The following is a 21,993-nucleotide window of genomic DNA, read 5'->3' on the forward strand; positions in this document are numbered from 1 at the left end:
GATGTCGATTACCGCCGAACGCAAAGCGGAAGTCATCAAGACGAATGCCAACAAGACCGGCGACACCGGCTCGCCCGAGGTTCAGGTTGCGATCCTTTCGGAACGCATCAACAACCTCACCGGGCACTTCAAATCCCACGTGAAGGACAATCATTCGCGCCGGGGTCTTTTGAAGATGGTCGCCACGCGCCGTTCCCTGCTCGATTACATCAAGCGGAAGGACGAGGCGCGCTACAAGGCGCTGCTCGAAAAGCACAACATTCGTCGTTGATCCCAGAGTACGCGCGCGCCTGTTGCGCGCGTTTTCGTATGGTCTTCCGGAAGAAACCCGGACTCCGGATTTTCGGAGACGATCATGCGCAAGGGCATGAAGAAACTCATGCTCGATAGACGTCCAGCAGCAATCCGGCCGCTGGGCAGGGCAAGGTGCCCGGACTACCGAGAGGATGGACGCCATCCGAAATATAAAGACCATGGCAGGATCGCCGGACGCTGATCTCGTGTTGCGATCAGTGTCTCGCAATCTTGCGCATGGTCTTTGTGTTTCAGGCGTCCCTGCTTTCGCTAAACCATGAAAGAAATCGAAATGTTTAATGCTCATTCAGTCGAGATCGACTGGGGTGGACGTCCCCTCAAGCTTGAAACCGGAAAGATCGCCCGTCAGGCCGACGGCGCCGTGCTCGCGACCTATGGCGAGACCATCGTGCTCGCCACGGTCGTCGCCGCCAAGAACCCGCGCGAAGGCGTCGACTTCCTGCCGCTGACCGTCGACTACCAGGAAAAGACCTATGCCGCGGGCCGCATTCCCGGCGGTTATTTCAAGCGCGAGGGCCGGCCGACCGAAAAGGAGACGCTGGTCTCCCGCCTGATCGACCGTCCGATCCGTCCGCTGTTCGTCGACGGCTGGCGCAATGAAACCCAGGTCATCGTCACCGTGCTGTCGCATGACATGGAGAACGATCCCGACATTCTGGCGCTGGTCGCGGCCTCCGCGGCGCTGACGATCTCGGGCGCGCCGTTCAAGGGCCCGATCGGGGCGGCCCGCGTCGGCTTCGCCAACGACGAATATGTGCTCAACCCGACGCTCGACGAAATGCTCGAGACCCAGCTTGATCTGGTCGTCGCCGGCACCGCCGACGCCGTGCTGATGGTGGAATCGGAAGCCAAGGAACTCAACGAAGACATCATGCTCGGTGCTGTGATGTTCGGACACCGGCACTTCCAGCCGGTGATCAAGGCGATCATCGAGCTGGCCGAGAAGGCCGCGAAAGAGCCGCGCGAAGTCAAGGTCGTCGACGAGAACGCGCTCGAGAAGGAAATGCTCGGCCTGATCGAGCAGGAGCTGCGCTCGGCCTACGCTATCCCGATCAAGCAGGACCGCTACGCGGCGGTCGGCAAGGCCAAGGAAAAGGTGATGGCTCACTACTTCCCGGAAGGGCAGGAGCCGCAATACGACAAGCTGCGCATCGCCGGCGTGTTCAAGGAACTCGAATCCAAGATCGTCCGCTGGAACATCCTCGACACCGGCAAGCGCATCGACGGCCGCGATTCCAAGACCGTGCGCAGCATCATCGCCGAAGTCGGCGTGCTGCCCCGCGCCCACGGTTCGGCGCTGTTCACCCGCGGTGAAACCCAGGCGATGGTCGTGACCACGCTCGGCACCGGCGAGGACGAGCAGTACATCGACTCGCTGTCAGGGACCTACAAGGAGCAGTTCCTGCTGCACTACAACTTCCCTCCCTACTCGGTCGGTGAAACCGGACGCCTCGGCGGCACCAAGCGCCGCGAAATCGGCCACGGCAAGCTCGCCTGGCGCGCGATCCATCCGGTCCTGCCGCCGCACCACGAATTTCCCTACACGGTGCGCGTGGTGTCCGAGATCACCGAATCCAACGGATCATCGTCGATGGCGTCGGTCTGCGGCGCTTCGCTGGCGCTGATGGATGCGGGCGTTCCCCTGAAGCGGCCGACCGCGGGCATCGCGATGGGCCTGATCCTGGAAGGTTCGCGCTTTGCGGTCCTGTCCGACATTCTCGGTGACGAGGATCATCTCGGCGACATGGACTTCAAGGTGGCCGGCACCGACCAGGGCATCACCTCGCTGCAGATGGACATCAAGATCGAGGGCATCACCGAAGAGATCATGAAGGTGGCACTCGGCCAGGCCAAGGATGGGCGTATCCACATCCTCGGCGAAATGTCGAAGGCGCTGACCAACGCCCGCGCCGAGCTCGGCGAGTACGCGCCGCGCATCGAGACCTTCAAGATCCCGACCGACAAGATCCGTGAAGTGATCGGCACCGGCGGCAAGGTGATCCGCGAGATCGTCGAGAAGACCGGCGCCAAGGTCAACATCGAGGACGACGGCACCGTGAAGGTCGCCTCCAACGACGGCGAGGCGATGAAGGCCGCGATCAAGTGGATCAAATCGATCGCCTCCGATCCGGAGATCGGCCAGATCTACGAAGGCACCGTGGTCAAGGTGATGGAGTTCGGCGCGTTCGTGAACTTCTTCGGCGCCAAGGACGGCCTCGTCCACATCAGCCAGCTCGCCGGGGCCCGGGTGCAGAAGACCTCCGACGTCGTCAAGGAAGGCGACAAGGTCAAGGTCAAGCTGCTCGGCTTCGACGATCGCGGCAAGACGCGGCTGTCGATGAAGGTGGTCGATCAGGCGACCGGCGAGGACCTCGAAGCCAAGCAGAAGGCGGCGGAGGCCTCGGCGCCCCGCGAAGCGGCCGGCGAGTAAGCGCCTCGACATCGAAAATCAGAAGGGGCGGCTGCAAAGCCGCCCTTTTTATTTGCCGCAGATGTGATCGTGCGCTCTTACGCCGCAGCGCCTAACCCATTTAAAATGAAACCGGAATGGGGCTGACTTCGCAGCTGGAAGCTGGACCCGTTACGATCGTCCGAACCGAGCAGCAGGCTCGTCACGCAGGGAGAGACTTATGTCCGCACTTTCGCGCCGTCATTTTTTCAGCGCCGCCGCCGGCCTCGTAGCCGTCGCGGCGGCACCGCGTGTCGTCTTTGCCCAGGCCGCCGCACCGGCGCCTGCCCCGGCCGCGGCAGGCCCGTTCACGCTGCCGCCGCTCCCTTACGCCTTCAACGCGCTTGAGCCGCATATCGATGCCAAGACCATGGAAATCCACCATGGTCGGCATCATGCTGCCTACGTCAACAATCTGAACACCCTCGCCAAGACCAATGCGCAGCTCGGCACCAGCAAGGTGACGGACATCCTCGGCAATTTGAACGCCCTGAACGACGACATCAAATTCGGTGTGCGCAACAATCTCGGCGGCCATGCCAACCACACCATGTTCTGGGAAATCATGGCCCCGGGCGGCGGCAAGCCGGAAGGCGAGGTGCTGGCCGCGATCGACAAGGACCTCGGCGGCCTGGAGAAGTTCCAGAACGACTTTAATGCCGCGGGCGGACGTCAGTTCGGCTCCGGCTGGGTGTTCGTGACCGTTGCCAAGGACGGCAAGCTCGCGATCGAGACTCGTCCGAACCAGGACAATCCGATCATGGACGGCAAGCGCGCGCTGCTTGGCAACGACGTCTGGGAGCACGCCTATTATCTCAACTACCAGAACCGCCGCGCCGATTATCTCAAGGCGTGGTGGAACACGGTGAACTGGACCAAGGTCGCCGAGCGTTTTGCGGCGGCGAAGGCCGGTACGCTCGGCGTTTGATCGCGCGCTCCATCTTGAAAAGCGAAAGGGCGGCTCTTGAGCCGCCCTTTTTTGTCAGTGTAGCGTTCGTCCAGCGCTCAGCTGATCAGAACCGATCGAGGTTCATCACCTTGGTCCAGGCGGCGGCGAAGTCCTTGGCGAACTTCTCCTTGGAGTCCGCGCAGGCATAGACCTCAGCGAAGGCGCGAAGCTGCGCATGCGAACCGAAGATCAGGTCGACGCCGGTGGCGGTCCACTTGACCGCCTTTGTCTTCCGATCTCGGCCCTCGTAGGCATCGCCCGACGGCTGCCACTCCGTGCTCATGCTCAGCAGATTGACGAAGAAATCGTTCGTCAATGTCCCCACCTTGCTGGTGAAGACGCCGTGCTTTGATCCGCCGGCATTCGCGCCGAGGACGCGCAGGCCGCCGACCAGCGCCGTCAGTTCGGGTCCCGTCAACCGCAGCAATTGCGCGCGGTCAATCAGCGCTTCCACCGGCCCCAGGAACTGATGCTTCTTGCCGTTGACATAATTGCGGAAGCCATCGGCACGCGGTTCGAGCGGAGCAAAGGAAGCGACGTCGGTTTGATCCTGCGACGCATCCATGCGCCCCGGCGTGAACGGCACCTTGACGTCGACGCCGGCGTCCTTTGCGGCTTTTTCGACCGCCGCGGAGCCGCCGAGAACGATCAGGTCGGCAAGCGAAACCTTCTTGCCGAACTCCTTCTGGATCGCCTCCAGCTTCTGCAGCACCGTGTTCAGCTCGGCGGGCTGGTTGACCTCCCACTCCTTCTGGGGGCTGAGACGAATACGCGCGCCATTGGCGCCGCCGCGCTTGTCGGAGCCGCGGAACGTCGACGCCGACGCCCATGCGGTCGAAACGAGCTGCGACACCGACAGACCCGAGCTGAGAATCTTGGTCTTCAGCGCGGCGATATCCGCGTCGCCGATCAGCGGATGATCCGCCGCCGGAATCGGGTCCTGCCAGATCAGCGTTTCCTTCGGCACCAGCGGGCCGAGATAACGCGCGACCGGACCCATGTCACGGTGCGTGAGCTTGAACCAGGCACGCGCAAACGCGTCCGCGAACTGGTCCGGGTTTTCGTAGAAGCGCCGCGAAATCTTCTCGTAAGCCGGATCGAAGCGCAGCGACAGGTCGGTCGTCAGCATCATCGGCACATGCTTCTTCGACTTGTCGAAGGCGTCCGGGATCGTCGCTTCCGCGCCCTTCGCCTTCCACTGCTTGGCACCGGCCGGGCTCTTGGTCAGCTCCCATTCGTTCTCGAACAGGTTCTTGAAGAACAGATTGCTCCACTGCGTCGGCTGCTGCGTCCAGGTGACTTCCGGACCGCCGGTAATGGTATCGGCGCCGATGCCGGTACCGTGCTTGCTCTTCCAGCCGAGGCCCTGATCCTCGAGAGCGCCGCTTTCCGGGTCTGACCCCACCAGCGACGGATCGCCGGCACCATGGGCCTTGCCGAAGGTGTGGCCGCCGGCAATCAGCGCAACGGTCTCTTCGTCATTCATCGCCATGCGGAAGAACGTTTCGCGGATGTCTTTCGCCGCTGCGAGCGGATCCGGGTTGCCGTTCGGGCCTTCCGGATTGACGTAGATGAGACCCATCTGCACGGCGCCGAGCGGCTCGGAGAGTTCGCGTTCGCCACTGTAGCGTTCGTCGCCCAGCCAGGTGCCTTCGGGGCCCCAGAATAGCTCCTCGGGCTCCCAGACGTCGGTGCGGCCGCCGGCGAAGCCGAACGTCTTGAAGCCCATCGATTCCAGCGCGACGTTGCCAGCGAGAATCATCAGGTCGGCCCACGAGATCTTGCGGCCGTATTTCTGCTTGATCGGCCATAGCAGCCGGCGCGCCTTGTCGAGATTGGCGTTGTCAGGCCAGCTGTTCAGCGGCGCGAAGCGCTGCTGACCAGCCCCGGCGCCGCCGCGGCCGTCCGTGATGCGGTAGGTGCCGGCGCTGTGCCACGCCATGCGGATCATGAGACCGCCATAGTGACCGAAATCGGCCGGCCACCACTCCTGCGATTCCGTCATCAACGCGGTCAGGTCCTTGACCACGGCATTGAGGTCGAGGGTCTTGAACTCCTTGGCGTAATCGAACGCCTCGCCCATCGGATCGGACAGAGTGGAATTGCGGTGGAGCAGCGAAACGTCCAGCGCGTCCGGCCACCAATCGCGGTTCGAGTGTCCGCCTTTTCCGCCCGAGAACGGGCATTTTGTTTTGTCGTCCATGATTGCCTCCTAAGGGCCGCTTCCAGTCAGATTGGAAGCACTCTAAGAGCCGCTTTCCATCAGGGGAAGTTGATTTTAATGATCGAACCGATAAGATATTCTGATGATACAGATGACGCTCAGACAGCTTCGCTATTTTGATGCGCTGGCCCGTCACGGCCATTTCGGGCGCGCGGCGGAAGCCTGCTCGATCTCGCAGCCGGCCCTGTCGATGCAAATCAAGGAAATGGAGCAAGCGCTCGGCGGCGCGCTGCTGGAACGAAGCGCGCGACAGATCACGCTGACGGAATTCGGCGAAGAGATCGTGCAGCGCGTCCGCGACATCCTGCGCTCGGTCGATGAACTCGGCGATTTCGCGCGCGCGGCACAGGACCGGCTTGCCGGCCGGCTGCGCATCGGCATGATCCCGACGATCGCGCCCTATCTGCTGCCGAAAGTGATCGAGAACCTCGCGCGCATGCATCCGGAACTCGACATCCACGTGCGCGAGACGCTGACGCCGAAGCTGATCAAGGAAGTGACCGAAGGCCGGCTCGATACGGCGATCGTGGCATTGCCGGTATCGGAGCCATCGCTGACCGAGGTCGCGTGCTTTTCCGAGACCTTCCTGCTGGTGCGGCCGGGCGCGGACGAGGGCACACCGGTGCCAAGCCACGAGACGCTGCGCGAGATGCGGTTGCTGCTGCTCGAAGAGGGGCATTGTTTCCGCGACCAGGCGCTGTCGTTCTGCAACATGCAGTCGCCGCCGCGCGAGGTGCTGGACGCAAGCTCGCTGTCCACGCTCGTTCAGATGGTCGGCGCCGGCATCGGCGTCACCCTGATTCCGGAAATGGCGGTCACGGTGGAAACCCGTTCGGCACAGGTCTCGGTCGCGCGGTTCAGCAACCCGCAACCGTCGCGGACCATCGGCATGGTCTGGCGCAAGACCAGCCCGCTGGCCGCACAGCTGCAGCAAATCTCGGAAGTGGTCTGCCTTGCCGCCGATGCCTTGCGCGAACAGCGCAAGGTGAAACCCTCGTTGCGAAAATCGCGGGGGTGATCAGCAACGCGACAAGGTCCCGCCGATGACGGGATATGTGATGAAGTATTATCGATGGAAGAGGGGAGAGCTCCGCACGATAGACGAAGAGGCGCAAAACAACTTGCGGATGCCCGCGGTGCGCTCTAGTTAGACGCATCCCTGCGCACCAATCCCGTTCCCGAGTTTTCATGATCCGCGTCCTGGCCGTTGCACTTATCCTGTCGTGCTCCGTCACACCCGCATGGGCGCAAGCCCAGCCCGCGCCTATAGCCGCGCCATCCGCGCCGAAGCCCGCCAAGAAGGCGGCGGCAAAGACCAAGACCAGCGCGAGGCAAGCCGCGCCGACGGAAAGCGGTCCTTGTCAGATCGGCGTTATTCCAGCGGTCGGCGACCAGTTCGCGGTTCAGAAAATCGGCCTCACCGTATTCAACAACGATTATGCGGATGTACCGATCGAGAGCTGGGGTCTCGACGATCTCGTGGTCGCGCGCGTTCGCGCCGTGACGGGTTCCGGCGCCGGTGTCCGGCGAATAGCCTACTCGAAGCAGGCGTTCGCGCCTTACGACCGTCCTGCCCCGGCGCTGTTTCGCAATCCCGAGAGCGATCTGACCACCATTGTGCGGCAGATCACCGCGAACGCTGGTTGCGCGCGCTATGTGGCGGTTACAAAACTTGACAGCAAGTTGGACGGAACCAACCAAACCCTGCGCGGCATCGGCGTTTATCACCGCGGCATCGGCAGCCTCGTCGGCCATACCCGCTTGTACTCCAGCATCCAGGTCACGGTGTTTGACGGACAGACCTACGCGGTAAGCAAAAAGCCTTTTAACCTCAATCTTGGCTTGGCACTTGCCAGGGGGTTTGGAGTCGAGGATCCGCTTACCAAACTCGAAAACTCTGCGTTTCCAGAGCCCGCAGCAGCGGCGGCGACGAGCGCGACATTGCGCGACGGTACCCGGGCATTGCTTGCTACGCATCTCGACAAGGCGCTGTCGGCCGCGCTTGGACAATAACGCAAAGGATGCGCGAAAAGCGCAAGCCGAAACCCTCGCCGCGAAATCGCGGGCGTGATGAGCGAAGGCCTCACAGCCGCGCTTAATTTTTTTGCTAGCCATGCCTCCTGCTGCCCAACTACCTCAAAGACAATTGAGCGTGGCTCTCCGCGATTCGCCCGAAATCGCCGGCCAGTCGACCGCACGAAATAAAGTTGACCAACATATCGCTCGACGTTGAACCGTTCGTCCTAGGCGTAGTGCGTTGCCAATTCGCGTCAGACGCGCAATGAAGATGGCATTGTCTGCCCCCGCCGATGAAAGGTTCCGCCATGATGCAGCTTTATTGGTCGCCCCGCTCGCGTTCGTTTTCCTCGCTGTGGCTGTTCGAAGAGACCGGACAACCCTATGAACGCGTGCTGACGGACATCTCGACCGGCGCACAGCGCAAGCTCGAATATCTGGCGATCAATCCGATGGGCAAGGTGCCGGCGCTCCGGGATGGCGAGGCCACGCTTGCCGAAGCCGCCGCGATCGCGGCCTATGTCGCCGAGCGCTATCCGGAAGCGAAGCTGGCGCCGCCGCTCGGAGATCCGCTGCGCGCAAAGTATCTCTACTGGCTGTTCTTCAGCCCCGGTTGTATCGAGCCTGCGATTGTGCAGCTCGCGACCAAGATCGAAATGAATCCGGTCGCGGCCGGCTGGGGCGATTCGCAACGCGTGATCGACGTGCTCGACAACGCGCTGGAGAAAGGTCCGTGGATTCTCGGCGAGAATTTTTCCGCAGCCGACATCATCATTGGCTCCGGGCTGAATTTCGCCGTGCGGCTGTTCAAGATGGTGCCGTCGCGGCCGTCGTTCGACGCCTATATTGACCGATGCGCGGCGCGGCCGGCGTTCCAGCGCGCAGAGAAGATCGCGGCGGGATAGGCGTTCACGACTGTCATCACCGGCGAAAGCGGGTGACCCAGTATTCCCGAGATATCAGTAATTGAATCGAGAAGCCGCGGCGTACTGGATGCCCCGCTTTCGCGGGGCATGACAAATCACGCATCCATGCGCTTGAACACCAGCGTGGCGTTGGTGCCGCCGAAACCGAACGAATTCGACAGCACGGTGCCGAGCTTGGCATTGTCGATGCGCTTGCGCACGATCGGCATGTCGGCGAACACCGGGTCGAGCTCGGTGATGTTAGCGCTCTCGCACACAAAACCGTTGTTCATCATCAGCAGCGAATAGATCGCTTCCTGAACGCCGGTGGCACCGAGCGAATGTCCGGTCAGCGCCTTGGTCGCCGAGATCGGCGGGCATTTTTCGCCGGTGCCGAACACCTTGCGGATCGCCTCGATTTCCGGCGGATCGCCGGCGGGCGTCGAGGTGGCGTGCGGATTGATGTAGTCGATCGGCGTCTTCACGGTCTCCATCGCCATCCGCATGCAGCGCTCGGCGCCTTCGCCCGAGGGGGCCACCATGTCGTAGCCGTCAGACGTCGCGCCATAGCCGACCACTTCGGCGTAGATGCGCGCGCCGCGCGCCTTGGCGTGTTCGAGCTCTTCCAGCACCACCACGCCGGCGCCGCCCGCAATGACGAAGCCGTCGCGGCTGACGTCATAGGGACGCGACGCGGTGGCGGGCGTGGCGTTGTATTTCGAGGACATCGCGCCCATGGCGTCGAACAGCACCGACAGCGACCAGTCGAGTTCCTCGCAGCCGCCGGCGAAGATCACATCCTGCTTGCCGATCTGGATCGTCTCATAGGCGTTGCCGATGCAATGGTTGGAGGTCGCGCAGGCCGACGAGATCGAATAGTTCACGCCTTTGATCTTGAACCAGGTCGCCAGCGTGGCTGAGGCGGTCGACGACATCGCCTTTGGCACCGCGAACGGCCCCACGCGTTTGGGACCCTTGGTCCTGGTGATATCGGCCGCTTCGACGATGGTGCGCGCGGACGGTCCGCCGGAGCCCATGATGATGCCGGTACGGACGTCGGAAACTTCGGTCGGGCTGAGACCGGAATCCTGGATCGCCTGCTCCATCGCGATGTGATTCCACGCCGCGCCCTCGCCGAGAAAGCGCATCGCGCGCCGGTCGATGACATCGGCGGGATTGAGGGACGGAGCGCCCTGCACCTGCGAGCGGAAGCCGAGTTCGGCGTATTTTTCCGCGCGCGTGATCCCCGATTTCGCCTCATGAAGGCTCGCAAGCACTTCCTGGGTGTTATTTCCGATGGATGAGACGATGCCCATCCCCGTGATGACAACCCGCCTCATGATCGCCTCGTCCTGTCGTTTGCGTTTTGTGTGATGGCCGCCGTCAAACCGAATTCCGCCTATTGGAGAGCGGGTAACTTACGCTCCCGGCAATGCGGCACCCTGCTTTAACAGCCCCACCCTCAGATCCTTCGCGCGATAGATAATCTCGCCGTCGGCCGAAAGCCAGCCGTCGGCGATACCCAGCCAGAGCTTTAGACGCATCACGCGCTTGATATCGACGTTGTACACAATCTTGCGGACATTCGGCATCACTTGACCGGAGAACTTCAGTTCGCCGAGGCCCAACGCCCGGCCGCGGCCCTCGCCGCCGGTCCAGCCGAGATAAAAGCCGACCATCTGCCACAGCGCGTCGAGGCCGAGACAGCCCGGCATCACCGGATCGCCTTTGAAATGGCAGCCGAAGAACCAGAGATCCGGGTTCACGTCGAGTTCGGCGCGAACGATGCCCTTGCCGTATTCCCCACCGGTTTCGGAAATTTCGGTGATGCGATCGAACATCAGCATCGGCGGCAGCGGTAATTGCGCATTTCCCGGGCCGAATAGCTCGCCACGGCCGCACGCCAGCAAATCCTCGTATTCGTAACCGCCGCGGCGATCCAGCATCGTTTCAGCCTCTCTAAGATGTCCCGCAAAAGTATCCTGGTCGCGCTTTCGAGCGAACCGGACCGGTTTCCCGCGGAAGAATGCCTGTTTCCCGCAAATTGGCGCTACTTGGGTGCCACCGGCAAATGTCCCTGCCGAATATGCATATGTGGTCCGCGCGCTCTGTAACATAGGCCTTGGCGGGCGGCAAAGCACTGGATAGGGCCTAAAAGCACCCTGTCCCATCGCGGGTTCCGCCTTTACCTTGGGATCGTTCTAGTTGCGAAAAACTTGCATCTAAAGGATTTCCTTTTATATTGGGCAAGAATATTGCCCAAGTTTGTCAGCGTGGTACCGAAGTGGAAATGAACGACCAGGTCTCGACTGTGAACGACGACGCCGCTGACTTAGCCGCGATGGATCCGGCCGCCCATGCCGCCGGACATCAACCGGCGTTGACCGGCTGTCCCTGGCATGACGTCAACGAAATGCTGCAAGCTGCCGGCCTGCGGCCGACCCGCCAGCGCATGGCGCTCGGCTGGCTGCTGTTCGGCAAGGGCGCGCGGCATCTGACCGCTGAAATGCTGTACGAGGAAGCGACGCTGGCCAAGGTGCCGGTCTCGCTCGCCACCGTCTACAACACGCTCAACCAGCTCACCGATGCCGGCCTGCTGCGCCAGGTCAGCGTTGACGGCACCAAGACCTATTTCGACACCAACGTGACGGCGCATCACCACTTCTATCTCGAGAACAACCACGAGCTGGTCGACATTCCAGATCCGCATCTGGTGCTGTCGCGGATGCCCGACGTGCCGGAAGGTTACGAAATCGCCCGCGTCGACATGGTCGTGCGGCTGCGCAAGAAGCGCTGAGCTTTTTCAGCTCGTCGTCCCGGCGAAGGCCGGGACCCATAACCACAAATGCTTGTTGTTGGATGACGGCGTCTACCACCGCCTGATCGAGGAATCACGCGGTATGGGTCCCGGCCTTCGCCGGGACGACGCAAGAGTTGTTGCTCACCGCGAACCTGCCTCAATCCACCTTCTCGTCGGCGTAGACGCCCCACAGCCGCTGCTGTTCGATCCAGCCGTCAAATCCGTTGCCGATCACGCGGCACCAGCCGGCCGCGCATTTCTTGACCTGGGCAACGACGCCGGCCTGCAGGCGCGCGGCGACCGCGCTGGACGGATCGGCGCGATCGTAGAGCGGCGCGAGTTCGTCCTTGGTCTTCATGGTGACGACGGCGGTGCGGCGGCCCGACAGCAGGGAATGATAGACCCAGCCCTCGGCGCCTTCGGAATCGCGCACCCGGCGCCAGTTCTCGAATTCAGCGGTGATTTCGACCGGCAGGCCGGAGCGGGTGTAAACCCAGGCGACGTCATTGTCCTTTGTCGGACCGGCCCTGACATTCACATGATCGGATTTGAGGCTGACATAACGCGGCACCGGGAGGCCGCTGGTGGTGGAGCCTGCTTCCTTGGCTGAAAAACCTGTGCTGACCGACGCACCCAGCATGCACCCTGCCAGCACCGCCATCGAACAGAAACGCCCCAACGCCATCAACTCGTCTCCTGCCGAGAACCTCTCAACTCGAATTCTTCGAGTTGAAACAATCCACTCAACGCCTGAAACCCAAGACCCTTAAACTTGAGTCCCCCTGTGCCCGCCCTGGTCGCAACTCGGATTGTCGTTCCCGAGGGGTTCTTGTCTTGGCCCGGCCTTCTGCTAGAGAGGACGGAACGCTTGAGAACCAGAACGCCCGAATTTCCCTGATTACCTTGACCCTTCCCTTGGCAACCCCGAGGTAAGGATCGGGGAACCCGAGGAAGCGCTAAGGAAACCTAAGGAAACGACCAGGTAGCCGTTCGAACCGCGCAGCGAATGCAGTGTCGAACAACCAGGTTAATGAGGCCTCAACGGCGAAGCTTCTGACTCGTCAAAGGTTGGACGAGCCATTGCCTCATGAGAGCAGGACATGTCGGTTAAGAAAAAGCCTCTCGTCGTCGTCACCCGCAAACTCCCGGACTCGATCGAGACCCGGATGCGCGAACTGTTCGATGCGCGGTTAAATCTCGACGACACGCCGATGACGCCGGAACAGATCGCCGAGGCGGTCCGTACCGCCGACGTGCTGGTGCCGACCGTGACCGACCTGGTCAACGAGGAAATTCTCAAGCAGCCCGACTGCAAGCTGCGGATGATCGCCAATTTCGGCAATGGCGTCGACAATATCGACGTCACGGCGGCGCATGCGCGCGGCATCACCGTGACCAACACGCCGAAAGTCTTGACCGAAGACACCGCCGACATGACCATGGCGCTGATTCTCGCGGTGCCGCGGCGGCTGATCGAGGGCGCCTCGATTCTCACCGATGGCAAGCACTGGCCGGGCTGGTCGCCGACCTGGATGCTCGGTCATCGCATCGGCGGCAAACGCCTCGGCATTATCGGCATGGGCCGCATCGGCCAGGCGGTGGCGCGCCGGGCCCGCGCCTTCGGCCTGCAGATCCACTATCACAACCGCCGTCCCGTCGCGCCCGTGATCGCCGACGAATTGGGCGCGACCTATTGGGAAAGCCTCGACCAGATGCTGGCGCGGATGGACATCATCTCGGTGAACTGTCCGCACACCCCAGCGACGTTCCACCTGCTGTCGGCGCGGCGCTTAAAACTGATCCGGAAAGAGGCCTATATCGTCAACACCGCGCGCGGCGAGGTGATCGACGAGGACACGCTGATCAAGCTGATCGAAGGTGGCGAGATCGGCGGCGCCGGGCTCGACGTCTACGAGCATGAGCCCGCCGTCAATCCAAAACTGGTTCGGCTGGCCAAGGCCGGCAAGGTCACGCTGCTGCCGCACATGGGCTCGGCCACGATCGAAGGCCGTGTCGAGATGGGCGAGAAGGTGATCATCAACATCAGGACCTTCCTCGACAACCACAAGCCGCCGGACCGCGTGCTGCCCAGCATGCTGTGAGGCGGCCACCGAGGATGATGTGAGCGAAGCCCACGCATCGCTGCTGAACCGTCTCGCCGCCACCGTCGTCGCACTACATCCCACGCGGATCATCCGCGTCGCGATCGATGGCGTCGATGGCGCGGGAAAGACCACGCTGGCGGATGCGCTGGCGCCGCTCGTGGCAGCACAAGGCCGCCCGACGATCCGAGCTTCCGTCGATGATTTCCATCATCCACGCTCGGTACGATACGCGCGTGGCCGGTATTCACCTGATGGCTTTTTCCTCGACTCGTACGACTACGATTCATTTCGGACACTGTTGCTCGATCCCTTGAGTCCCGGTAGCTCCGGTCGATACGTCGCAAGACGTTTTGATCTCGACAACGACCGGCCGTTCGGACCGGTCACGCAGCAGGCGCCGCCAACCGCCGCGCTGATCGTTGACGGCATCTTCCTGCACCGCCCCGAGCTTCGGGCCTGTTGGGACCTCTCGATCTTTCTGAAGGTCGACTTCAATGTCTCCGTGCCGCGCGGCGCGCGGCGCGGCCCGGATTTTGGCACGCCAGATCCTGCTGCGCCGCCGAACCAGCGTTATGTCGGGGGCCAGCAGCGATATCTGCGTGAGTGCGCCCCGGAAGAGCATGCCGATATTGTCATCGGCTACAATGATCTGCGGGAGCCAAGAATACTGAAGTGGCGTGCTTCACCCAGTTGAGCCGCCCCGGCCCTTCCGTCTCTCCTGCTTGCGCCATTCCCCGACAAACGCGACGAACGCGCCCAGCGCCGGCGGCGGCTGGCGGCGGCTCGGATAGTACAGAAACGGTCCGGGAAACGGCGCGCACCAGTCGTCGAGCACGCTGACCAGCGCACCCGATTTGATGCCAAAGCGTACATAACCTTCAAACGTCAACCAGAAGCCGATCCCATCATGGACGGCGCGCAGCGCAAGGCCGAGATAGGTTGCGACCAGTTTTGCCGGCGGCGAAACCACCACGACACGTCCCGCCTTCTCGAATTCCCAATCCAGCATGGCGCCGCTGCCGAACCGGGTGCGGATGCAGGCGTGATCGAGCAGATCCTTCGGCTGCATCGGCTTGCCGTGTCGCGCCACATATTCCTTCGATGCCACCACCGCGTAGCGCTGCGGCGCCCCGAGCGAAACCGCAATCATGTCCTGTGCCAGATGCTCGCCGTAGCGCACGCCGGCGTCGAAACCGCCGGCGACGATATCGACGAATGCACTCTCGCCGACGATTTCCAGTTCGATCTGCGGATACTTTGCAAGAAACGGCGCAACCATCGGCGCGAGCACGAGGTCGATCGCGGGCGGTGGCGCATTGATCCGCAAGCGGCCGGACGGCACGCCGCGCAGGCCGCGCACCTGATCGAGCGCGTCGCCGACATCCGACATCGCCGGCCCGACCCGGGCCAGCAGCAGTTCGCCGGCTTCGGTCAATGCAACGCTGCGGGTGGTGCGGTTCATCAGGCGGACGCCAAGCCGCTCCTCCATGTCGCGCAGCCGCTGGCTGAGACTCGAAACGGAGACGCGCTGCTCGATCGCGGCGCGCCGGAAATTCCGGGTGCGCGCCACGGCGACGAAGGCATCGAGATCGCGGAGGTCAAAATCCTGCATTGTTCGGTATACTGAACAAGCTATTTAGCATTGTCCAGCTTATCGCTCTAATCGCGATCGGCCATACCAGCCTCGTCAACCCGGCGCGGGAATCCCCGCCGCCAATACGAGGAGCACCACCATGGAACACCGCAAACTCGGCAAGACCGGCCCCGACGTCGCCGCCATCGGTCTCGGCTGCATGGGCATGTCGGACTTTTATGGTCCGGCCGACCGCGGCGAGAGCATCGCCACCATTCATGCCGCGCTCGACGCCGGGATCACCCTGCTCGACACCGGTGACTTCTACGGCATGGGCCACAACGAATTGCTGATCCGCGAGGCGCTCGCCGGCCGCGGCCGCGACGATGTGCAGATCAGCGTCAAGTTCGGTGTGTTGCGCGATCCCGCGCGCGGTTTCATCGGCATGGACTGCCGCCCGGCGGCGGTGAAGAATTTCATCGCCTATTCGCTGCAGCGGCTCGGCGTCGATCACATCGACATCTACCGGCCGGCCCGGCTCGATCCGGCGGTGCCGATCGAAGACACGGTCGGCGCCATCGCCGACATGATCAAGGCCGGCTATGTCAGGCATATCGGCCTGTCCGAAGTCGGCTCCGACACCATCCGTCGCGCCCATGCCGTGCATCCGATCGCCGATCTGCAGATCGAATATTCGCTGATCTCGCGCGGCATCGAGGACGATATCCTGCCGACCTGCCGCGAACTCGGTATCGGCGTCACCGCTTATGGCGTGCTGTCGCGCGGCCTGATCAGCGGACACTGGTCGAAAGACAAGTCCGGCGGACAGGACTTCCGGCAGATGACCCCGCGTTTCCAGGGCGCCAATCTCGACGCCAATCTGGCGCTGGTCGAGCCGCTGCGCGAGGTCGCCGCCGATCTCGGCGTATCGGTGGCGCAGGTCGCGATTGCCTGGGTGGCGGCGCAGGGCAATGACATCGTGCCGCTGGTCGGCGCCCGCCGCCGCGACCGGCTGACCGAAGCGCTTGGCGCGCTCGATGTGAAGCTCTCGGCGGCGCATCTGGACAAGCTCGCGAAGGCATTCCCGCCGGATGCAGCCGCCGGCACGCGTTATGCGACGGAGCAAATGGCGCATCTGGACAGCGAGAAGAAGCGGGCCTGAATGCAACCGCACGAGTTCCTCGCGCCCCCATTCGCCGGGGCGCGAGGGTTCCGTGAGCAAAATCACGGTAACTCATCCAATCTGTCCCTAGCCTCCTGTAGCAGCCGAAGCGGATGGCCCCTTCGTCTCGCGACAAGGAGAAGACAGATGAAGAAGTCCGACATCAACGCAGTCGAGCCTGCGAAGTCCGAGCTCGAAGCGCCGGTTCAGCTCACCCCGGAACAGCTTGAAATCGTCGCAGCCGGTTTCAGGGCTGCGATCAACCGCGGATCGCTGGGCGATATCATCAAGGATATCACCATCTTCGGCAGATTTCCGACGCCGACGATGCCGGTGCCCACAAAGACGGTTCTATTCTGAATCGATCAAGAGACGAGATGGCGTTCGGCGCGTCGTGCGTCGGACGCCATCCCGGACGCCTTTTCATTTCAGGATAGACGCAGCTCACCCGGCACGCGCAGCGAGATAGAGGGATTCATGTCCAAGGATTTAAAGAAGCAGATCGACTGCCCGAGTTCGCAGGCGACCGACGAGGGCGCCCGAATCTTTGGCGTAATCACCGGTACGCCGGAGCAGCACCGGGTCGGATATCTCACCGAGACCGTGCCAATCTCCGAACAGGTCCTTGCCCTTGCGGGAGATGCCAAGCCCACGGAACTGTTCCGCATCGCGGCACCCTGCGCGGGCGCCAGCGGCGGCTGCAAGCATTTCAAGGGTAACACCTGCAGTCTGGCCAAAAGGATCGTTGAAGGCGTTCCGGCTGTCGTCAACGCGCTTCCCGCCTGCGAGATTCGCCCCACCTGCCGCTGGTTCCGTCAGGAAGGCAAAGAGGCCTGCTTCCGTTGCCCGCAGGTCATGACGGATAAATCAAACGCGTCTGACTACGAGAAGCAGATTGCCGACATCGACTGACGGCGGATGCCCGCCAGTCCTCACCGGTGCGCACTTAGATCAGTGATCGTGGGCGTATCACCATTGAGCGGGTTCGCGGGATCGCGCCGGTAGCGCAGGGTTTCGAACCGCATCGCGCGGGCGTCCACCATCACCAGCCGTCCGACCAGGCTGTCGCCGAAGCCGACGATTTCGCGAATCGCTTCCAGCGCCATCATCGATCCCAGCATGCCCGCGAGAGCACCCACCACGCCGGCCTCGGCGCAGGCCGGCACCGTGCCCGGCGGCGGCGCCTCTGGAAACAGACAGCGATAGGTCGGATTGAACTCGCCGCCGGCGTCCCGCTCATGGGCGCGGATCGTGGTCAGCGATCCGTCGAACTGACCGAGCGCCGCCGTGATCAGCGGCTTGGCCGCGAGGAAGCAGGCGTCGGAAACCAGATAGCGGGTTTCGAAATTATCTGACCCATCGAGCACCAGATCATAACCGCCGATCAGCGACATCGCGTTGCCGGCATCGAGACGCACCGCATGCGCCTCGAAGTTGACGTGCGGGTTGAGCGCGTCGATCTGCTGCGCGGCGCTATCGACCTTGCGCTTGCCGATATCGGGCGTGGTGTGGATGATCTGGCGCTGCAAATTGGACAGCGAGACAATATCGTCGTCGACCACGCCGAGCGTGCCGATGCCGGCGGCGGCGAGATACATCAGCACCGGGGCGCCGAGACCGCCGGCGCCGATCACCAGCACGGACGCCTCCTTCAGGGCGGTCTGGCCGGGGCCGCCGACCTCGCGCAGCACGATGTGGCGGGCATAGCGTTCGAGTTCGTCGGCGGTCAGCATCGTCGATCTATTCCCATGCGCCGTTCCGTGAACCGGGGCGCTGTTGTTGCTGACCAAGCAGATGTGCTTAATTGACCCGAGGTCAATGATCGCTCCAATATTCCCTCCCGATTCCGAATATTCCCTGGGATTTGTCATGAGATCGGTGTTTTCAGCAACAATGATGGTCTCGGCCGCCATTTTCGCGAGCCTGGGATCGTCAGCTCAGGCCCAGTTGACGCCGCCCTCCACGGCCGGCGCCAAGCCGAAGCCGGTCGCGACGGTGCCGATCCGGCCCGCGCTGCAAAAGCCCGAGGAAACCGCCAACGCGATGTCGCAGGCCGAACGGCTGGCGCTGCAATCCGACCTCGCCTGGGTTGGCCAGTACAATGGCGCGATCACCGGCGACGTCAGCGAGCGCATGGTCAAGGCGATCAAGGAATTCCAGAAGAGCCGCGGGGCCAAGGAGACTGGCGTGCTCAATCCGCAGGAGCGCGGCATCCTCGCCGACACCGCCAGGAAGCGGCAGGAAAATGTCGGCTGGAAGATCGCCACCGATCCCGGCACCGGCGTACGGCTCGGCATTCCCACAAAGCTGGTGCCGCAGCAGGCCAGCGACGCCAACGGCACCAAATGGACGTCGCCGACCGGAACCATCCAGATCCAACTGGCGCGGCGCAAGGAAGCCAATCCGACCACGGCAAAACTCGCCGAGCTGGAAAAGAAGGAAGCCCAGCGCAAGATCGATTACACGGTGGTGAAGCCGGACTTCTTCGTGCTGTCCGGCCTGCAAGGCCTGAAGAAGTTCTATTTGCGCGGCACCTTCAAGGGCGATGAAGTCCGCATCCTCACCATCCTCTATGATCAGGCCACGGAAAATACCGTGGAGCCGGTGGTGATCGCAATGTCGAGCGCATTCAACGCTTTTCCAACCGGCCCGCAGGTCGCGGGCCCCCCGCCGCGCAAGACCGTGGAATATGGCACCGGCGTCGTGGTCAGCGACGACGGCGCGATCATCGCCGACCGCCAGATCACCGACGGCTGCGTCGCCGTCGCGATCGCCGGCTTCGGCAATGCCGACCGTGTGGCCGAGGACAAGGAGCACGATCTCGCTTTGCTGCGCATCTATGGCGCGCGCGGACTGAAGCCGCTCAACCTCGCAAGCCCGGCCTCGAAGACGGCGCTCGACCTGACCGGCATTGCCGATCCGCAGAACCAGGGCGGTGGGAACGCCGCCAGCAGCGTCAAGGCTTCGGTCGCACAGCTTGGCGGCAGCAACGACGTCGCGTTGTCGCCGCCGCCCGCGCTCGGTTTTTCCGGCGCGGCCGCGCTCGACGGCGACGGCAAATTCGCCGGCATCGCGCTGCTGAAGCCGGTGGTCGTTGCAGGTCCAGCGAACGGCGCCGCACAGGCGGTGCTGGTGACATCGGATGCCGTGCGCGATTTTCTCAAGGCCAATGGCGTCACTGGCGCCAGCGGATCACCGGACGCAAAAGCATCCGTGGTGCGTGTGATCTGCGTGCGGAAGTAAACTGACGACGTCAGTCCGCCTCAGGCAGCCTTGATGTTGCTGAGGAAGGTTTCGACGTGGCTTCGCATTGTCTCGGACTGCCGCGACAACTCGCTGGAGGCCTGCAGTACCTGATGCGCGGCGGCACCGGTGTCGCCGGCGGCCTGCTGAACGCCACTCACGTTCGACGAGATTTCGCCGGTGCCGAGCGCAGCCTGCTGCACGTTGCGGGCGATCTCCTGGGTCGCCGAACCCTGTTCTTCCACGGCACCCGCAATCGCGGAGGCGATCTCGCTCATTTCGTTGATGGTCGCCGAGATCCCCTTGATGGCGGCGACGGCTTCGCTCGACGAAGCCTGGATCGACGAAACCTGAGCGCCGATCTGGTCGGTCGCTTTGGCAGTTTGTTCAGCCAGACTCTTGACCTCGGATGCCACCACGGCAAAACCACGGCCGGCCTCACCGGCACGCGCTGCCTCGATCGTCGCATTGAGCGCCAGCAGATTGGTCTGGCTGGCGATCTCGCTGATCAGCTTGACGACGTCGCCGATGCCGGCCGCGTCCTTGAACAGCCCCTGCACCGTCGCATTGGTGCGATCGGCCTCACCCACGGCCTTCTGCGCGATCGAGGCCGACTGCGCCACCTGACGGCTGATCTCGGTAACGGAACTGGCCAGCTCCTCCGACGCAGCCGCGACGGTTTGCACGTTCGTCGAAGCCTCCTCGGTCGCAGCCGCCACCGCGGTCGCCTGGTTGCTGGTCTCTTCCGCCGTCGCCGTCATTGACGACGCGGTCGCCTGCAGTTCGGTCGAGGCCGACGCCACCGACCTCAGCACGGTCGATATGTCGGCATCGAACGTCTGGGTCAGTTCATTGACCCGCGCCGCCCGCGCCACGCGCGCGCTGATGGCTTCGGCCTCCTTTTCGGCGAGCTCCTTGGCCTTGATCATGTTCTCCTTGAAGATCAGGACCGCCCGCGCCATCAGGCCGATTTCGTCCTTCTTGTCGGTCGCCGGGATCGCGACCGAATGATCGCCGCCGGCAAGCTGGCCCATGGCGCCGACCATCTTCAGAATCGGCGGCACGATCGAACGGTTGGTCAGATACACGACAGTCGCCGCAACGCCGATGCCGACACCGAGCAGCACCCAGAGCAGCGTCATCAGGAAACTGGTTTCAGCGAGAACCGCCGCACCGTCGCGTTTCAGACTGTCTTGCTGGCGCGCAACCATCCCGCCGGAACGTGATCCGGTGGCGTCCTTTGTTCCCGCGAAGATATCGAGCAGTTTGTTGGCGCGGGGAGCCGCCTCGTTGGTCAGGAACCACTGCGCCATGTTCCAGCGGTCCGAGGCCCGGATCTCGAACATCTTCTGCGGCATCGGCGCGAACTTGGCGCGGGCATCGACCAGCGCGTCAAACGCCTTCTGCTGCTCGCCTGTCATTTCCGCGCGTCGCTTCGAGAGCGCCTCGAACTTTGTCTGGTTGAGCGCCCAGAGATCCTCAAACTCCTTCTTGAAGGCCATGTCCGCGGTCAGCAGATAGGCGCGGATCGCGCCGATGGCCATCGCCATACTGCCGCGCATGTCTGCAAAACCGATCAACAGGCTCTTGCGCGAATCCGTCGAGGCAATGCCGCCCTCCTCGTCGATGATCGACGTCGCTTTTTGCAGCATGAGTTTCGCCAACGGCGCGGCTTCGGTGGCGAGAATCTTTGCTGCGGGCTGCTCGTCGATGGTGTGGGCAATTGCTTCGGCCTTGTCCTGCGCGCTGCGCAGTTCGTCGAGCAGTGGCTTGGCTTGCTTCCAGTCCGTTTTGTTCTGCTCGTTGGTCCAATGGCTCGAGAGGTTGTCCATCGCGGAGCCATGGCGTTGAATGTCTTTCCAGAGCATCACGCGCTCGGCCTTGAACGCATCGTTGCCGGTGATCAGCCAGCCGCGCAGCGATGCGAGCGAGGCGTACACCCCGGCCACCACGTCATTCGCGGCCATCGCGGTCGGCACGCGAAGATTGACGGTCCGCTCGGTGGAATCGTTGACGTTGCGAACTTTGACGATGGTGATGACGACCACGCATGCAAGCAATGCGCAAAGCACGCTGAAGCCCAGGATCAAACGCCCACGAATACTCAGTTTCAGAATTGCCATGGCGAAGCCCCTTTGTGCAGACCGATAGCTACCGGCAGCGCATCAGGGTGGGCATTAACCATGAAGAATGGAGAAACAGGCGGCCCGTACTAGTACGCAATTCCTGCCGCATCGACGGAATCGCACGAA

20 protein-coding genes are annotated in these 21,993 nt (G+C 62.8%); 13 read left to right on the forward strand and 7 right to left on the reverse strand.

The window, feature by feature from the left end:
- Position 1 precedes the first annotated feature (1 nt).
- From rpsO to JQ611_RS20530, 3 genes are all read left to right on the forward strand, one after another.
- The gene (rpsO, locus tag JQ611_RS20520; protein ID WP_212264039.1) at positions 2–271 is read left to right on the forward strand and encodes a 30S ribosomal protein S15; all 270 of its coding nucleotides are present in this window, start codon (positions 2–4) and stop codon (positions 269–271) included.
- Between the two features lie 315 nt (positions 272–586).
- On the forward strand, positions 587–2,746 hold the full coding sequence (pnp, locus tag JQ611_RS20525) for a polyribonucleotide nucleotidyltransferase (RefSeq protein WP_212466420.1): 2,160 nt from the start codon (positions 587–589) through the stop codon (positions 2,744–2,746).
- Positions 2,747–2,945: 199 nt separating this feature from the next.
- Positions 2,946–3,692, forward strand: coding sequence for a superoxide dismutase (locus tag JQ611_RS20530; protein ID WP_212386320.1), 747 nt, complete (start codon positions 2,946–2,948; stop codon positions 3,690–3,692).
- Positions 3,693–3,777: 85 nt separating this feature from the next.
- Here the strand turns inward: JQ611_RS20530 and katG are convergent, their stop codons facing one another.
- Positions 3,778–5,916: a catalase/peroxidase HPI gene (gene katG / locus JQ611_RS20535; protein WP_212466421.1), complete on the reverse strand. Its 2,139-nt coding sequence runs from the start codon at positions 5,914–5,916 to the stop codon at positions 3,778–3,780.
- A 103-nt stretch (positions 5,917–6,019) separates the two neighbouring features.
- On the opposite strand from katG, the gene JQ611_RS20540 reads away from it, so the two are divergent.
- The 3 genes from JQ611_RS20540 to JQ611_RS20550 all read left to right on the forward strand — a co-directional run bounded on the left by JQ611_RS20540 (position 6,020) and on the right by JQ611_RS20550 (position 8,858).
- A complete protein-coding gene (locus JQ611_RS20540; RefSeq protein WP_212466422.1) occupies positions 6,020–6,955 on the forward strand; it encodes a LysR substrate-binding domain-containing protein in 936 nt (311 codons plus the stop codon).
- 170 nt (positions 6,956–7,125) lie between these two features.
- Positions 7,126–7,950 carry a hypothetical protein gene (locus JQ611_RS20545; protein ID WP_212466423.1) on the forward strand — a complete coding sequence of 275 codons (825 nt, stop codon included), beginning with the start codon at positions 7,126–7,128 and terminating at the stop codon, positions 7,948–7,950.
- 311 nt (positions 7,951–8,261) lie between these two features.
- Positions 8,262–8,858, forward strand: a complete 597-nt coding sequence (locus JQ611_RS20550; protein WP_212264045.1) for a glutathione S-transferase family protein — start codon at positions 8,262–8,264, stop codon at positions 8,856–8,858.
- 116 nt (positions 8,859–8,974) lie between these two features.
- Here JQ611_RS20550 and fabB read toward each other — a convergent pair whose 3' ends face one another.
- Both fabB and fabA read right to left on the reverse strand, forming a co-directional pair.
- Positions 8,975–10,198, reverse strand: a complete 1,224-nt coding sequence (fabB, locus tag JQ611_RS20555; RefSeq protein WP_212264046.1) for a beta-ketoacyl-ACP synthase I — start codon at positions 10,196–10,198, stop codon at positions 8,975–8,977.
- A gap of 78 nt (positions 10,199–10,276) precedes the next feature.
- On the reverse strand, positions 10,277–10,804 hold the full coding sequence (gene fabA, locus JQ611_RS20560; RefSeq protein ID WP_192736260.1) for a 3-hydroxyacyl-[acyl-carrier-protein] dehydratase FabA: 528 nt from the start codon (positions 10,802–10,804) through the stop codon (positions 10,277–10,279).
- A gap of 395 nt (positions 10,805–11,199) precedes the next feature.
- Between fabA and irrA the strand changes: the two genes are divergently transcribed.
- Entirely contained in the window at positions 11,200–11,655 is a 456-nt protein-coding gene (gene irrA, locus JQ611_RS20565; protein ID WP_283813409.1) for an iron response transcriptional regulator IrrA, read from the forward strand.
- Positions 11,656–11,815: 160 nt separating this feature from the next.
- Here the strand turns inward: irrA and JQ611_RS20570 are convergent, their stop codons facing one another.
- On the reverse strand, positions 11,816–12,343 hold the full coding sequence (locus JQ611_RS20570; RefSeq protein ID WP_192736259.1) for an SH3 domain-containing protein: 528 nt from the start codon (positions 12,341–12,343) through the stop codon (positions 11,816–11,818).
- A 415-nt stretch (positions 12,344–12,758) separates the two neighbouring features.
- On the opposite strand from JQ611_RS20570, the gene JQ611_RS20575 reads away from it, so the two are divergent.
- A complete protein-coding gene (locus JQ611_RS20575) occupies positions 12,759–13,760 on the forward strand; it encodes a D-glycerate dehydrogenase (protein ID WP_212264048.1) in 1,002 nt (333 codons plus the stop codon).
- Between the two features lie 19 nt (positions 13,761–13,779).
- A complete protein-coding gene (locus tag JQ611_RS20580) occupies positions 13,780–14,457 on the forward strand; it encodes a uridine kinase (RefSeq protein ID WP_312012074.1) in 678 nt (225 codons plus the stop codon).
- Here JQ611_RS20580 and JQ611_RS20585 read toward each other — a convergent pair.
- Positions 14,446–15,375 (reverse strand): LysR family transcriptional regulator, encoded by a 930-nt coding sequence (locus tag JQ611_RS20585; RefSeq protein ID WP_212466424.1) that lies wholly within the window; start codon positions 15,373–15,375, stop codon positions 14,446–14,448. The two genes, JQ611_RS20580 and JQ611_RS20585, sit on opposite strands and share 12 nt — an antisense overlap.
- A 121-nt stretch (positions 15,376–15,496) precedes the next feature.
- On the opposite strand from JQ611_RS20585, the gene JQ611_RS20590 reads away from it, so the two are divergent.
- The 3 genes from JQ611_RS20590 (at position 15,497) to JQ611_RS20600 (ending at position 17,410) form a co-directional block, all read left to right on the forward strand.
- On the forward strand, positions 15,497–16,498 hold the full coding sequence (locus tag JQ611_RS20590) for an aldo/keto reductase (protein ID WP_212466425.1): 1,002 nt from the start codon (positions 15,497–15,499) through the stop codon (positions 16,496–16,498).
- 147 nt (positions 16,499–16,645) lie between these two features.
- Positions 16,646–16,858 (forward strand): hypothetical protein, encoded by a 213-nt coding sequence (locus JQ611_RS20595; RefSeq protein WP_212264051.1) that lies wholly within the window; start codon positions 16,646–16,648, stop codon positions 16,856–16,858.
- A gap of 117 nt (positions 16,859–16,975) precedes the next feature.
- The gene (locus JQ611_RS20600; RefSeq protein WP_192736253.1) at positions 16,976–17,410 is read left to right on the forward strand and encodes a hypothetical protein; all 435 of its coding nucleotides are present in this window, start codon (positions 16,976–16,978) and stop codon (positions 17,408–17,410) included.
- Between the two features lie 20 nt (positions 17,411–17,430).
- Here JQ611_RS20600 and JQ611_RS20605 read toward each other — a convergent pair whose 3' ends face one another.
- Positions 17,431–18,231 (reverse strand): molybdopterin-synthase adenylyltransferase MoeB, encoded by an 801-nt coding sequence (locus JQ611_RS20605; protein ID WP_212466426.1) that lies wholly within the window; start codon positions 18,229–18,231, stop codon positions 17,431–17,433.
- A 136-nt stretch (positions 18,232–18,367) separates the two neighbouring features.
- On the opposite strand from JQ611_RS20605, the gene JQ611_RS20610 reads away from it, so the two are divergent.
- Positions 18,368–19,741, forward strand: coding sequence for a serine protease (locus JQ611_RS20610; RefSeq protein WP_212466427.1), 1,374 nt, complete (start codon positions 18,368–18,370; stop codon positions 19,739–19,741).
- Between the two features lie 20 nt (positions 19,742–19,761).
- Here JQ611_RS20610 and JQ611_RS20615 read toward each other — a convergent pair whose 3' ends face one another.
- A complete protein-coding gene (locus JQ611_RS20615) occupies positions 19,762–21,864 on the reverse strand; it encodes a methyl-accepting chemotaxis protein (protein WP_212264054.1) in 2,103 nt (700 codons plus the stop codon).
- Positions 21,865–21,993 lie beyond the last annotated feature (129 nt).

The sequence above is a fragment of the Bradyrhizobium sp. AUGA SZCCT0182 genome, assembly GCF_018130185.1.
In the GTDB taxonomy this organism is placed as follows: Bacteria; Pseudomonadota; Alphaproteobacteria; order Rhizobiales; family Xanthobacteraceae; genus Bradyrhizobium.